9 protein-coding genes are annotated in these 14,044 nt (G+C 69.1%); 7 read left to right on the top strand and 2 right to left on the bottom strand.

What is annotated here, in order from left to right:
• Positions 1-160: 160 nt before the first annotated feature.
• On the bottom strand, positions 161-1,723 hold the full coding sequence (locus IU459_RS21775; RefSeq protein WP_324198973.1) for a bifunctional phosphatase PAP2/diacylglycerol kinase family protein: 1,563 nt from the start codon (positions 1,721-1,723) through the stop codon (positions 161-163).
• Between the two features lie 267 nt (positions 1,724-1,990).
• Between IU459_RS21775 and IU459_RS21770 the strand changes: the two genes are divergently transcribed.
• The 4 genes from IU459_RS21770 to IU459_RS21755 all read left to right on the top strand — a co-directional run bounded on the left by IU459_RS21770 (position 1,991) and on the right by IU459_RS21755 (position 7,514).
• Complete coding sequence (locus tag IU459_RS21770) at positions 1,991-3,769, top strand: TerD family protein (RefSeq protein ID WP_324198972.1); 1,779 nt, start codon at positions 1,991-1,993, stop codon at positions 3,767-3,769.
• 744 nt (positions 3,770-4,513) lie between these two features.
• Positions 4,514-5,422: a CorA family divalent cation transporter gene (locus tag IU459_RS21765; RefSeq protein WP_195131400.1), complete on the top strand. Its 909-nt coding sequence runs from the start codon at positions 4,514-4,516 to the stop codon at positions 5,420-5,422.
• A 140-nt stretch (positions 5,423-5,562) separates the two neighbouring features.
• Positions 5,563-5,931, top strand: a complete 369-nt coding sequence (locus tag IU459_RS21760; protein ID WP_195131399.1) for a nuclear transport factor 2 family protein — start codon at positions 5,563-5,565, stop codon at positions 5,929-5,931.
• 680 nt (positions 5,932-6,611) lie between these two features.
• Entirely contained in the window at positions 6,612-7,514 is a 903-nt protein-coding gene (locus IU459_RS21755) for a S1C family serine protease (RefSeq protein ID WP_195131475.1), read from the top strand.
• 408 nt (positions 7,515-7,922) lie between these two features.
• Here the strand turns inward: IU459_RS21755 and IU459_RS21750 are convergent, their stop codons facing one another.
• A complete protein-coding gene (locus IU459_RS21750; protein ID WP_195131398.1) occupies positions 7,923-8,600 on the bottom strand; it encodes a TVP38/TMEM64 family protein in 678 nt (225 codons plus the stop codon).
• 180 nt (positions 8,601-8,780) lie between these two features.
• On the opposite strand from IU459_RS21750, the gene IU459_RS21745 reads away from it, so the two are divergent.
• From IU459_RS21745 to meaB, 3 genes are read left to right on the top strand one after another with little or no spacing between them, the layout of a single operon-like run.
• Positions 8,781-10,637, top strand: a complete 1,857-nt coding sequence (locus IU459_RS21745; protein WP_195131397.1) for a methylmalonyl-CoA mutase family protein — start codon at positions 8,781-8,783, stop codon at positions 10,635-10,637.
• Complete coding sequence (gene scpA / locus IU459_RS21740; RefSeq protein ID WP_195131396.1) at positions 10,637-12,916, top strand: methylmalonyl-CoA mutase; 2,280 nt, start codon at positions 10,637-10,639, stop codon at positions 12,914-12,916. Before IU459_RS21745 ends, scpA begins: the two co-directional genes overlap by 1 nt.
• Complete coding sequence (gene meaB / locus IU459_RS21735) at positions 12,913-13,962, top strand: methylmalonyl Co-A mutase-associated GTPase MeaB (RefSeq protein WP_195131395.1); 1,050 nt, start codon at positions 12,913-12,915, stop codon at positions 13,960-13,962. Before scpA ends, meaB begins: the two co-directional genes overlap by 4 nt.
• Positions 13,963-14,044 lie beyond the last annotated feature (82 nt).

Here is a 14,044-nt window from a genome sequence, read left to right as displayed (position 1 = left end):
CCCATCATCATCCACTGGTGCTGAAGCCTCGACAATGCGGCCACCGACCAGACCGGCACACGGCATCGGATCGAGGTACTGAATGCCCTGTCGGAGAGTGCATCCGAGGCAGGGCCGTTGCGTGTAAGGGTGCAGGTTTGTCCCGGTGCGAAGCGGCAGTTCAGCGGGCGCGAAATGCGTCGCGGAGCCAGGGGGACCGGCGGTGGTGGGGACGGGTCCGGTCGGCCCAGAGGGGATTGGATTCGTCGCGGCGGTAGGCCGCGAGCTGGCCTGCGATGGCGAAGCGCAGGCGGGTGGCTTTGCCGATCACCTCGCCATCGGTGGCCAGCGCCTCCGGGGTTGGCAATTGCACATACAGTTCGGTTAGTTGACGCTCGCCGTAGACCTTGCTGTGACCGATCGCGGCCAGGAGAAGCGCCAGGACGGCCCGCGTACGCGACCAACGCAGATCGGCACGCAGCCAGCGTATGTCGAGCAGTCCGGCGTCGAGCCGGTCTCGGAAAGCGGGTACGGCACCGTGCGGGTGGTAGGGGCCGTTGCCGACGAACAGGAACCACACCCGCTGCCAGCGTCCGTCGAGGTAGATCTCGATCGGTTCGGCCCGGCGCAGGGTGACCACGAGCGCGGCGGCGAAGGCGGGCCATTTGCCCCAGCGCTGCTGCCATTTCTCCCTTAGCTGCACCAGGTCCGGGTAGGTGCCCAGGCTCGCGGTGTTGATCAGATAACGAGTGCGCGAACCAGTCTCGTCGTCGTATTCGACGCTGGCGATGTCGACCGCGACCGCCTCGCCGACACCGGTGGAGTCGATCACCTCCCGCAGGTCATAGACGCCGAGGTCGCGAGCGAAGTGATTGAGTGTGCCGGTGGGGATGACGACCAGCGGCAATTGGTGGCGCAGTGCGACCGCGGCCACGGCGGCCACCGTGCCGTCGCCACCGGCGACGCCGACCGCGAGCACCGGCTCGGTGTGCTCGGCGATGGCCTGCTCGAGTTGTTCGGCACAGTCGAGATCGCGTTCGGTGCGCAGCACCGTGGCGGCGGGCAGAGCGGCGACGATGTCGGCAGTGGGGTCGTAGTTCGGATCACCGGACACCGGATTCACCATCACCACAAGCCCTTTGCCTTCCACTAGCGTGGGTACCTCGCGAACCGGGCGGGCCTGCGCCTCGTCGGATTCGCGCACCGGCCACCAGCGCTGGGTGGCCAGGGCGATCCCGGAACCGACAGCCGCTCCGACGAGCACATCGGAGCTCCAGTGCACGCCGGTGTGCACCCGCGAGTAGGCGACAGCGGCGGCCAGCGGTGCGACTACCACTGCGGTGCGCGGACTTTCCAGCGCGACGGCCGTGGCGAACGCCGCTGCGCAGGCGGCGTGTCCCGAGGGAAACGACGAGGACGTCGGGGCAGGGGACAATCGCCGGTGCATGGGCACCAGCTCGGCGGCCGGTCGACGCCGCGCGATGAGTGTCTTGAGGCCGGCGTTGACCGTGAGACTCGCGCCCGCGACGGAAACCACGCCGCGCAGCGCCGCCCGCCGCGTCGCGCCCTTTCGGGTGGCCAGCACCGCCGCGAAGATCAGCCACAGCCCACTGAAATCAGCGCTGTTGGTCAGCCGCAACAGACTGTGGTCGACCAGCGAGGCAGGCAACCCGGCGACCGCGCCGCCGACCGCCCGATCGAATCGCCCGACTCTATGGAACTTACGGCGCACCCAGCTACTCACGCGCTCGAGATTACCGACCACCGTTCGACTCTTCGCAAACCAAGCAGCGCAGGCACTCGGGTACCTGGCGGCCCTCTTCCATGGCGCTGGTCGGCGAACTGTGGAAATCGTCGATCGGCATGAGCACGACGCACAGTCCATAGCTCGCCATGGAAGCCGCGAAGTTCCCAGCCTGGGCCGAGCCGGCCCGAATCGGCTGTGTTCGGGGCTCGATGCAACATTTGCCGCTTACACGCCGATGACCTGGCCGTGCAGGGGAATTCAAATGTGCGCCAAGCGGCTTTCACGCCGGGCTTCGGGGCCTACACCGTTGTCGATGTGGAGACTTCTGGACTGCGGGCGGCGGAACATCGGGTGTTGTCGGTGGCGGCGCTGGCGTTGGATGCCGACGGCCGAGTCGCCAGGGAGTTTCACACATTGATCGATCCGGGGTGCGACCCGGGGCCGGTGCACATACACGGGCTGACCGCTGAGACCCTGCGCGGATCACCTCGATTCGAGCAGGTGTGCGAATCGCTTTCGGTGCTGTTGTCCGGACGCGTGATGGTTGCCCACAACGCACAGTTCGACTACGGATTCCTAGCCCGCGAATTCGGCAGGTCCGGCGCCGACATCCCGGTGGGCCGTCGGCTGTGCACGCTCGCCCTCGCGCGCCGCGTCGCGCCGCCCACACCCGATTGCAAGCTCGACACTCTCGCGACCTACTACGGCGTGCCGCGCTCCAAGGCCCATGACGCGCTGGACGACACTCGCGTGCTGGCCGGTGTGCTGCGCGCGCTGGTGGCCGACGCGGCTCGGCTCGGCATCGCACCACCGCTGCTGCGCTGCCCACCGAAAGAGAACTATCAGAGCGCGTGGGGTCTACCGACCGAGCGTACGGGCCCGAAAATGCCGTGCCCCTATGTCTATCCGGGGCGGCTCGATACCGGCGGCTCACTGGTACAGGGCATGAAGGTGGCCTTCACTGGTGATACCGCGACCGACCGGGACATTCTGGTCTCGCGCGCCGAAGCCGCTGGACTCGAGGTGATGAGCGCGGTCAGCCGGCTGACGAGTGTGCTGGTTACGAACGCGCCCGACTCGTCGACCGGCAAGGCGCGCAAGGCAACCGAAGTCGGCACGCCGATTGTCGGCGAGAGCAGGTTCCTGCGGCTGCTGGAGCACGTCGAGCCGGGTCGGCGCACCGACGAGCGATCGCGGCGGGATGCCTCGTCGCGCACGCTGACGGGCCGCGTGCTCGCCTGTCCCTCCGGACCTCTCGCGGGACGTCGAGTGCTGGTGCTCGGCGGAACGCACGAACAGGCGGCCGATGCGCGGGCGCGCGTCGTCGAGTTCGGTGGCTCGGCGGCGGTGAACATGTCCGCGAGGGTGACCGACGTGCTCGTGCTGGCGGGCGGGCGCAGCGACCGTCGCTACACGAAGGCGGTGGAGCTCGGCCTGCCCGTGCACGGCGAAGACCTGCTGGCGGCGCAGCGCCCGCCCGCAGCGTTGTCCCCGGCGACGCGTGCCTCGTCCGAGCCGGTGGCGCTGGCTCGCGGCCAGGTGATGGATCTTCCGGTGGGCGAGTATGGTCCGGACTGGACGATCCGGACGTCCTGGACGCAGAACGGCAGCTGGGCGGTGGATCTGGTGGCGTTCCTGGTCGACGGAGACGAGCAGGTCGCCGGCGACGAGGACTTCGTCTTCTACAACCAGCCCGAGACCCGCGGTGCGCGATTGAGCGCCGACGGTCCCGACGAGCAGTCATTCGCACTGCGCCTGGAGGATCTGCCCGGCCACGTTCGCCGGATCGTGCTGGCCGTCGCCTTGGACGGCGCCGATGTCACCTTCGGTGACGTCGGCGCCCTGGAGTTCGAGGCGACGCCCGGTGTCGAGGCGGGCGTCGTGGCCCGCGCGACGCTGGATGCGGCCACCGAGGAGCGAACGCTGCTGCTCGCCGAAATCTATCTGCGTGGCGATGTCTGGCGCTTGCGCGCCGTCGGACAGGGCTATCCGAGCGGTCTCGCCGTGCTGGCCCGTCGCTATGGGGTGGATGTGGAGGAGTAGGAGTGGTCGGCAGAAACCTGCGTGCGGCGCCCATGCTGCCCGGGAGCATCTGGAACAACCAGCCGCATCCGGCTTCGGCGCCGATCAACCGGGAGCGAACCCGCGCGAGGAGCCGCTCGGCGACCAGGGCTGCCGACGGGCCGAGTTGTGTCACGCATCATCAGTCTCACTGAAAACTGTTGTCCTGCAGGTCGTTCCCCTGTCCGGTGCCCGCAGATTTCCGGTGGGTGGCGCGCTGTCGAATACTTGGTCAACTGATTGACGTTCCCCGGCCGGGGGTTTCTAATGATGGATGGCGCAATTCGTGCGTCGATCGACCGACGGAACGAGGTGAGCGGCAGATGCCGGATGACAGTATCGAGGTCTACCGGCGAGCCGTCGTCGCGGAACTGGTTGTGCCGGTTCGTCGTTGATCTGTGCGTGCGATCGATGGCCGGGCGGTTCCGGCCTGATCGTCCGGCGCGGTACGGAATTCCATGGTCGTCCCTAGTGGACGCGGGGCGGCGAGCTCTGCCCTGGTATCCGTGCGGCGCTGCCGGTCCAGGCGCGCCCATCCCTGGTGGGGGAGGGGCGCGCTCACCCCGAACGATAGTAAGTATTGGAGCCCTCATTATGGCCACATTGCTCGAGAAAGCCGAAACCTCGTATCGTCCGTCGGATCTGGCGCCGCGGGCGATTCGCTGCGCGTGTCCGCAGGAGCGGTCGGGCTTCTCGTCGGGCTCGACCTTCTCGGGGTAGCGGCCGATGACTATCTTCCTCGATGCCGTGACCGCCGACCACTTCGATACCGAAGTGCTCCAGCAGCACTGGATTCCGCTGGCGAGAGCGGACACCGACACCGCTGCGGTGCTCCGGGATCGGCTCGGCGTCGACTTCGCCGCCGCCGGCGACCGGGTCTGGGAGACCGACGACTTTCTCTATTTCCCGGTGGCCGCTACCTATCAGCGCGGCGAGACCATCGAACGCGAGACGATCGTTTTCGCGCTCGGCAGTGAGTTCCTCGTGACGCTGCAGCCGTCCGAGCATTTCCTCCCGTTCGACCGGGCGGTCGCGAAGATGCGCCGCAACCCCGAGCTCACCGGCTCCCCGCACGGGGTGATGTACGCGCTGCTCTGGGCGCTGAACGAGACATCGGAACGGGTGATCCGCGCCATGAGCGCGACCCTGGCGCAGGTGCACGACGAGATCGAGACGGCGACGGGCGGCCGCGCGATCGACCTGCGCGCCGCGATATCGCGGATGGATGCGGCCGAACAGAGCGTCGCCCGTATCCAGGAGACCCAGCTGCAACTGTCCCGCGCCGCACGCCACTTGGCCGCCGACATGCAGCCCGGACATCGCGAGCTGGACGAGCTGATCGGCATCCTCCTCGCGGACATCGATGGTGTGAAACAGCACGCGGGCATCCAGCACGACAAAGTCCGCTATCTCCAGCAATCCGTGCTGGCGTGGTCGGCGCTGCGGCAGCACCGGATCGTGACGGTACTCACCGCCATCAGCGCGATCTTCCTGCCGCCTACGCTGATCGCCACCCTCTACACGTGGATGCCCGACGTGCAATGGCAGTACGGGTTCCTGGTCGCCACCGTGCTGACCTTGCTGGCCGCGGCGCTCCCGCTCGCCTACATCAAGAAGAAAGGTTGGCTGCGCTGAGTCGTAGCGGCACCGATGTCCGGCAATCATTACCTCGCGCGTAATCGACGCGGCGACCGGTGCACGGCATGGTAGTAGGCAGCCGATCGGAGAGATCCGGTTCGGACGACGAAAACCATTACGGCACAGGAGGATTCATCATGTCGCGCTACCAGGATGCGGTCGATCGGTACTTCGCCGCCTGGAATGCCACCGATGAGGAAGCCAGGGTGAAGGCGGTCGCCGCCGCGTGGACCGAGGACGGCGCGTACACCGACCCCCTCGCGGACGTCGCCGGTCACGACCAGCTGGCGGCGGCCATCGGGGGAGTGCAAGCGCAGTTCCCCGGCTTCGAGTTCCGTCTTCTCGGCCCGGTCGACGGCCACCACGACATCGCGCGTTTCTCGTGGGAACTGGTCTCGCTCGCCGACGGCAGCGCACCGGTCGCGGGTTCGGACGTGATCACCCTCGCCGCGGACGACCGGATCGCGAGCGTGCAGGGGTTCCTCGACCGGGTGCCGTCGGCGTAACGTCCCTGGGCATGGGCGGGGCCGGTCCGTGGCACCGGCCCCTACCGCCGCGCCTACGCCGACAGCGGCCCCCGGCGAACGCTTACACCAGCCCACTCGAGCCCTGCGCGTTGGTACCTCCCAACCGCACGTGGTGCTTACACCAGTGCACCTGACCGCGGGTTGGTTGACGCCGCGCTCGCACGTTGGTCAGTGGGCCACGGTCTCGGCCCCGGCGCAGCCGGAGGCTGAGCCCGCCCCACCGGTTCGGGGTAGTCGGCACGGGATGAGGGCAATCCGCTGTCCTGGCGGACGCCGCTCCTGCGCACCTCTCTGCCTCTGCAACGGATCGACCGTGCGACGATTCTGCGGAAGTCAATCGACACATGCGCAAGCTCCCCGAGTCGTGGACCGCTCATCGAGAAGTGCGCCGCGCGGTCGCGGATGACCGCTTCGGACGCGATCGCCTCATTGGGGCACGTCCCAGCTCACGGCCGGTGGCATCCTGCGGACGGCGACGAAAAGGTCCAGGCGAATTTCGGGCCGACCCTAGTTCCGCTGACGCCCGCGACACTCCCGGTCCACCACAGTGCGGTTGCGCCTGTGGCGAACACGGTGCGTCGCGCCTGTCCCGGGGGCATTCTGGACACAGTGGTGCAATTCCGGCAAACAGGGTGGTGGTCGGCGTGGACAACGCCGCAATGGATGCCTACTCCCGCACGGTGATCGCGGTGGCGGCGTCGGTGACGCCGCACGTGGCAAGCGTACGGACCAGGCGGGGAAATGGATCGGCGGTCGTGTTCACCGACGACGGGTTCCTGCTGACCAACGCGCACGTCATCGGCTCGGCCCGCTCGGGAGAGGTCGTCTTCTCCGACGGGGTGGAGTCCCGGTTCGAGGTGAGCGGTATCGATCCGCTGTCGGATCTGGCCGTGCTGCGCGCACGCGGCGGCGCGCCGGACGCGGTGACGCTCGGGGATGCCGATCAGTTGGTGGTCGGACAGCTGGTGGTGGCGGTCGGCAGCCCGCTCGGCCTGGCGGGTTCGGTCACCGCCGGGGTGGTGAGCGCGCTCGGACGCGCGGTTCCGGTCGCCTCCCGCCGCGCGGGACGGGTGATCGAGGACGTCATCCAGACCGACGCCGCGCTCAACCCCGGCAACTCCGGTGGCGCGCTGTCGGATTCGGCGGCCCGGGTGGTCGGGATAAATACCGCGGTTGCCGGAATCGGCCTAGGTCTTGCCATTCCGATCAACGCGACCACGCGCCGGATCATCGACGCACTGCATCGCGAGGGACGGGTCCGGCGCGCCTACCTCGGGCTCGTCGGTGTGCCCGCGCCGCTACCCGAGCCGGTCGCCGAACGCACCGGCCAAGCCGCCGGGGTGCGGATCGTCGAGGTGATCCGCGGCGGCCCTGCCGACGAGGCCGGACTGCGTCGCGGCGATCTGGTGCTCAGCGTCGGGCGCTCGGAAGTGCGCGACGCGCAAGGCATCCAGCGGCAGCTGTTCACGGACGCGATCGGCGCAGAGCTGCCGGTGACGGTGCTGCGCAACGGCGCCATGGTGGACGTGATCGCGGTTCCGGTGGAGCTCGCCGCGGACTGACTGCTGCCGAGAAGACACCGTCGGACGGAGTCCGTCCATAGCCCGCGCCAGGCCGAGCGGAGGCTCGAGGCAGCCGCCTATTCGCTGGGCCGAGTGGGGGCCCTGGGCGGCCGCTTGTGCCCTGGGTGGTGCGAAGGCTCGAGGCAGCCGCTCATGCGCTGGGCTGAGTGGAGGCTCGAGGCAGCCGCTTATGCGCTGGGCTGACTGGAGGCTCGAGGTGGCCGTTTGTGGGCTGGGCTGAGTGGAGGCTCGAGGCAGCCGTTTATGCGCCGGGTCGAGCGAAGGCTCGAGGTGGCCGTTTGTGCGCCGGGCCGAGCGAAGGCTCGAGGCAGCCGTTCATGCGCCGGGCCGAGCGAAGGCTCGAGGTGGCCGTTTGTGCGCCGGGCCGAGCGAAGGCGAGGCAGCCGCCTAGGACGAGACCGGCACGGACTCGGCGGACGCCTTCGGCACGGTCTTCCATCGTGCGTCGACGAGCAGCCCGGCGAGGCCGATCGCGAGACAGACGCCGGACAGCACCAGCATCGCCGGATGCGTCGTCCCGGTGAGCGCGTCGCCGAGGATGACCGTGCCGATCGTGCCGGGCAGCACGCCCAGCAGCGTGGCGGTCAGGTACGGCCAGAAGCGGATCGAGGACAACCCGCAGCAGTAGTTGATCACCGAGAACGGCACCGCCGCGATGAGCCGCAGCGAGCCGACGGCCAGCCAGCCCCGGCGCGCCAGCCGGTCGTCGATGGCGCGCACCGCGGGATGGGTGAGCCGGGCGGTGACTTGATCGCGGTCCAGCGCGCGCACGAGCAGGATGGCCAGCGCCGCACTGACGGTCGTGGCGCTCACCGCGAGCGTGATGCCTAGCAACGGACCGAACAGCAGTCCCGCGCTCACGGTGAACACTGTGCGGGGGATCGGCGCCACCGTCACCAGCGTATGGACGAGGAAGAATAGGAGCGGAAAGGCCGGGCCGACCGAGGCCGCCCACTCCTGGATCTGGCGTGGACCCGGCAGCGGAACCAGCAGCGCCGCGCCGAACAACGCGGCCGCGCCGAGGATCAGCGCGACGATACGCGGGTCACGGATCAGCCTCCTCACCGGCCACAGGTTACCGGTTGGTAGTGGCGGGCAGGGTCAACCGGCCCGGAATCGGCCCGCTAGCATCAGGAGAAACGGACGAATGCTCGTTAACCGAAGTAGTCGCTGAGCTGGGCGAATGCACGGGTATCGGGTGCACACTGCCGGTGCGCTCGTGTCGAGGAAGAGGAACAGCAAGCTATGCCGATTGCTTCAGATTCTGGGGCGGATCCGGTGCCCGAGTTCGCCGCATGGCGCAAGGGTGTCGCCGGAGTCCTGGCGAAGGCTCGCCGGGTCGATGTCACCGAACTTCCCGAGGAGCCCGAGCGGCTGCTCGACGAGACCACCTACGACGGACTGACCGTTGCCCCGCTCTACACCCGTCGTGACGAGTTGCCCGAGCAGCCGCTGCCCGGAACCTTCCCGTTCGTCCGCGGACGCGACGCCACCCGGGACGTGCACCGAGGGTGGTTCGTCAGCGACCAAGTGAGTGATCGTGATGCCGCGGCGGCCAACCGGGAGATTTTGGCCGGGCTGGAGAACGGGATCAGCGCGATCTGGCTGAGTGCCGGCGAACGCGGCGTGCCGGTGGCCGAGCTGCCGACGGCATTGGCGGGACTGCTGTTCGAGCTGGCTCCGCTCACCCTGAACGCGGGGGGCGCCACCGCCGCGGCGGCGGATCAGGTGTTCGCGGTGCTCGACGGCTATGCGGCCCCCGCGCGCGAGGACATCCGGGTCGCGCTCGGCGCCGCGCCGCTGACCAGTCGATTCGCCGGCCTCGCCGACATCGGTCTCGCGGAGGCCTGCGCACTCGCCGGGCGGGCGGCGGGGCGGCCGGAGACGGTGCGCGCGATCACCGTGGACGGCACCGTCTTCCACGACGCGGGAGCCTCCGACGCCCAGGAACTGGGCGCGGCCGTCGCGGCCGGACTGGCCTACGTCCGGGCGCTCACCGAGGGCTTGGACCTCGCCGACGCGCTCGGTCAGCTGGAATTCCGCTTCGCCGCCACCGACGACCAGTTCGCCACCATCGCGAAGTTCCGTGCCGCCAGGCAACTCTGGGCGCGTGTCGCGCAGGTGTGCGGAGCACCGAATTTCGGCGGCGCACCCCAGCACGCGGTCACCTCGGCTGCCATGATGAGCCAGCGTGATCCCTGGGTGAACATGCTGCGCACCACCCTCGCCGCGTTCGGGGCCGGCGTCGGCGGCGCGGATACCGTCACCGTGCTTCCGTTCGACTCCGCCCTGCCGCCCGGCGAACTCGGCGTCTCGAAGTCGTTCGCCGACCGTATGGCGCGCAACACCCAGCTGCTGCTGCTCGAGGAATCGCATCTGGGCCACGTGCTCGACCCCGGCGCGGGCTCCTGGTACGTCGAGGACCTCACCGCCGCGCTGGCGGCGAAGGCGTGGGAATTCCTGCAGGAGATCGAGGCGGCCGGTGGCTACCCGGCCGCGCTCGAGTCGGGTCTGCTCGCCGAGCGGATCACCGCGACCAAGATCGCCCGCGACGCCGATGTCGCGCACCGGAAAGCCGCCGTCACCGGCGTGAACGAATTCCCGAACCTGGCCGAGCGGCCGCTGTCGGAGGCCGCAAGGCAGCCGGGCCGGGTCGCCCGCTACGGCGCCGCGTTCGAGCAGTTGCGCAACCGGTCCGACGACTACCTGGCCGAACACGGCACCCGGCCGAAAGCGCTGCTGGTGCCGCTCGGTTCGGTCGCCGAGCACAACGTCCGGGTCACCTTCGTCGCGAACCTCCTGGCTTCGGGCGGGATCGAGTCGATCAATCCCGGCCCGCTCGAGGTGAGCGGAATCGCCGCGGCGGCAACTGGATCCGGTGCGCCGATCGCGGTGCTGTGCGGGTCGGACGCGCGGTACGGGGCCGAGGCGGGTGCGGCGGTGGAGCAGTTGCGTGCCGCGGGCGTACCCACCGTGCTGCTGGCCGGTGCCGCGAAGGCCGTCGCCGACCTGGACGACGCGCGACGCCCCGACGGATTCCTCGCCGCGCGCATCGACGCGGTCGCCGCGCTGTCCGGCCTGCTGGAGAAGGTGGGAGCCTGATGACTACTCGTGAGATCAAGCACGTGATCGGCAGTTTCGCCGAGGTTCCGCTGACCGAGCGCGCGCCGGAGCCGGCCGCGGTCGACGCGGCGCAGGTGGCGGCCTACGTGCGGGCTGCCGCGGCGGCCAACCGGTACGCCCCCGAGCAGCTGGTGTGGTCGACGCCCGAAGGCATCGACGTGCCGCCGGTGTTCACCAAGGCCGACCGGGATGCCATTGCGGCCGAAGGGTATCCGCTCGACAGCGTGCCCGGCGTCGCGCCGTTCGTGCGCGGGCCGTACCCCACGATGTACGTCAATCAGCCGTGGACCATCCGCCAGTACGCGGGCTTCTCCACCGCCGCGGACTCCAACGCCTTCTACCGGCGCAACCTGCAAGCGGGCCAGAAGGGCCTGTCGGTGGCGTTCGACTTGGCGACGCACCGCGGCTACGACTCCGACCACCCGCGCGTGCAGGGTGACGTCGGCATGGCGGGCGTGGCCATCGACTCGATCCTGGACATGCGCCAGCTGTTCGACCACATCCCGCTGGACCAGGTCAGCGTGTCGATGACGATGAACGGCGCGGTGCTGCCGATCCTGGCGCTGTACGTCGTGGCCGCGGAGGAACAGGGCGTCGCGCCCGAGCAGCTGGCCGGAACCATTCAGAACGACATTCTGAAGGAGTTCATGGTCCGCAACACCTACATCTATCCGCCGAAGCCCTCGATGCGGATCATCTCCGACATCTTCGCCTATACCAGCGCGAAGATGCCGAAGTTCAACTCGATCTCCATCTCCGGCTATCACATCCAGGAAGCGGGCGCGACCGCCGACCTGGAGCTGGCCTACACCCTCGCCGACGGCGTGGAGTACATCCGCGCCGGCATCGACGCGGGCATGGCGGTCGACGAGTTCGCGCCGCGGCTGTCGTTCTTCTGGGCCATCGGCATGAACTTCTTCATGGAGGTCGCGAAGCTGCGCGCCGGGCGCCTGCTGTGGAGCGAGCTGGTCGCGAAATTCAACCCGAAGAGCGCGAAATCGCTGTCGCTGCGCACCCATTCGCAGACCTCCGGCTGGTCGCTCACCGCCCAGGACGCCTACAACAACGTGGCGCGCACCTGCATCGAGGCGATGGCCGCCACGCAGGGCCACACCCAGTCGCTGCACACCAACGCACTCGACGAGGCACTGGCGCTGCCGACGGACTTCTCCGCCCGCATCGCCCGCAACACGCAGCTGCTCATCCAGCAGGAGTCGGGCACCACCCGCCCGATCGACCCGTGGGGCGGTTCGTACTACGTCGAGTGGCTCACCCACCAGCTGGCCAACCGGGCGCGTGCGCACATCGCCGAGGTCGAGGCGCACGGCGGCATGGCGCAGGCGATCGGCGAGGGCATCCCGAAGCTGCGCATCGAGGAGGCCGCCGCGCGCACCCAAGCGCGCATCGACACCGGTCAGCAGCCGGTCATCGGCGTCAACAAGTATCAGGTCGAAGAGGATCACGAAGTCGAGGTTCTCAAGGTCGACAACTCCCGGGTACGCGCCGAGCAGCTGGAGAAGCTGCAGCGGCTGCGCGCCGAGCGGGATCCCGACGCGGTGCGCCGGGCGCTGGCCGAATTGACCCGAGCCGCCGCCTCTTCCGAGGGCGGCATGGCGAACAACCTGCTCGCGCTGGCGATCGACGCGGCACGGGCCAAGGCCACCGTCGGCGAGATCTCCGACGCACTGGAACAGGTGTACGGACGCCATCAGGCCGAGATCCGTACGCTGTCCGGTGTGTACCGCGACGAGGCAGGAAAGGTCACCAACATCACCAAGGCGAGCGAGCTGGTCGAGGAGTTCGCCGAGGCCGAGGGCCGCCGCCCGCGCATCCTCGTCGCGAAGATGGGCCAGGACGGCCACGACCGGGGACAGAAGGTGATCGCCACGGCCTTCGCCGACCTCGGCTTCGACGTCGACGTTGGCCCGCTGTTCCAGACCCCGGAAGAGGTGGCGCAGCAGGCGGCCGACAACGACGTGCATGTCGTCGGGGTGTCGTCGCTGGCGGCGGGCCACCTCACGCTGGTGCCCGCCCTGCGGCAGGCCCTGGCCGATGTCGGGCGCCCCGACATCATGGTCATCGTCGGCGGCGTCATCCCGCCCGGTGACTTCGACGAGCTCTACCAGGCCGGGGCCGCGGCGATCTTCCCGCCCGGCACCGTGATCGCCGACGCGGCGATCGACCTGCTGAAGAAGCTCGGCACCGAACTCGGTCACGAACTCGGTAGCGGCGCCGCGGATTCCGCCGCCACGGAATGAGCGAAGCGGGTTCAGCAGCGCGGCACACCGCGAAGGCGGCCGCGCGCCGGACGATCGACGTCGACGCGCTCGCCGCGGCGGTCCGTGCCAATGAGCGGGCCGCCCTGGCGCGGGCGATCACGTTGGTGGAGTCCACCAGGGCCGATCACCGAGCGCTGGCGCAACAACTGCTGCTGAAGGTGACGCCCGAGGCGGGGGCGCCCGGAGGGCGGCCGGTCTCGAACCGAGTCGGCATCACCGGCGTTCCCGGCGTGGGCAAATCCACCTTTATCGACGCGCTCGGCATGCACCTGATCGATGCAGGGCACCGGGTCGCCGTGCTCGCCGTGGATCCGTCCTCGACCAGGACCGGCGGCTCCATTCTCGGCGACAAGACCCGGATGGCGCGGCTGTCGGTGGAACGCAACGCCTACATCCGCCCCTCGCCCACGGCGGGCACGCTCGGCGGCGTCGCCAAGGCGACGCGCGAAACGATCGTGCTGCTCGAAGCGGCGGGATACGACGTGATCCTGGTCGAGACCGTCGGCGTGGGTCAGTCCGAGGTCACCGTCGCGAACATGGTCGACGTGTTCTGCTTCCTCACCCTGGCCAGGACCGGTGACCAGCTCCAGGGCATCAAGAAAGGCGTGCTCGAACTCGCGGACGTGGTCGCGGTGAACAAGGCCGACGGCAAACACGAAGTCGAGGCCAAGGCCGCCGCCAGGGAACTCGCCGGGGCGCTGCGCCTGATCCATCCGCACGACGCTCTGTGGCGTCCGCCGGTGCTCACCATGAGCGGGTTGCACGGGATCGGGCTGGACCGGTTCTGGGACACGGTACTCGAGCATCGCCGAGTGCTCACCGAAGCCGGGGAGTTCGACGAGAAGCGCCGCCGCCAGCAGGTCGATTGGACCTGGACCATGGTGCACGATCAATTACTGCGCAGGCTCGCGGACAACCCGGACGTGAAAGCGATTCGGGCGCAGGTGGAGAAGCAGGTTCGCGACGGCACCCTGACCGCGGCTCTCGCCGCCGAGGAACTATTGCGAGCCTTCGACGGCCGCTGATCGCGCGGTCCCGCCGTTTGCGGATGCCGTGCCGGGACTGTGCGGAGTGGACGGCCCACCCGTGCCCGTGGCATGCTGCGAC

Origin of the sequence: Nocardia amamiensis (genome assembly GCF_015477605.1) — a bacterium.
GTDB lineage: Bacteria > Actinomycetota > Actinomycetes > Mycobacteriales > Mycobacteriaceae > Nocardia > Nocardia amamiensis_A.
This window is presented reverse-complemented; position numbering and strand designations above follow the sequence as displayed.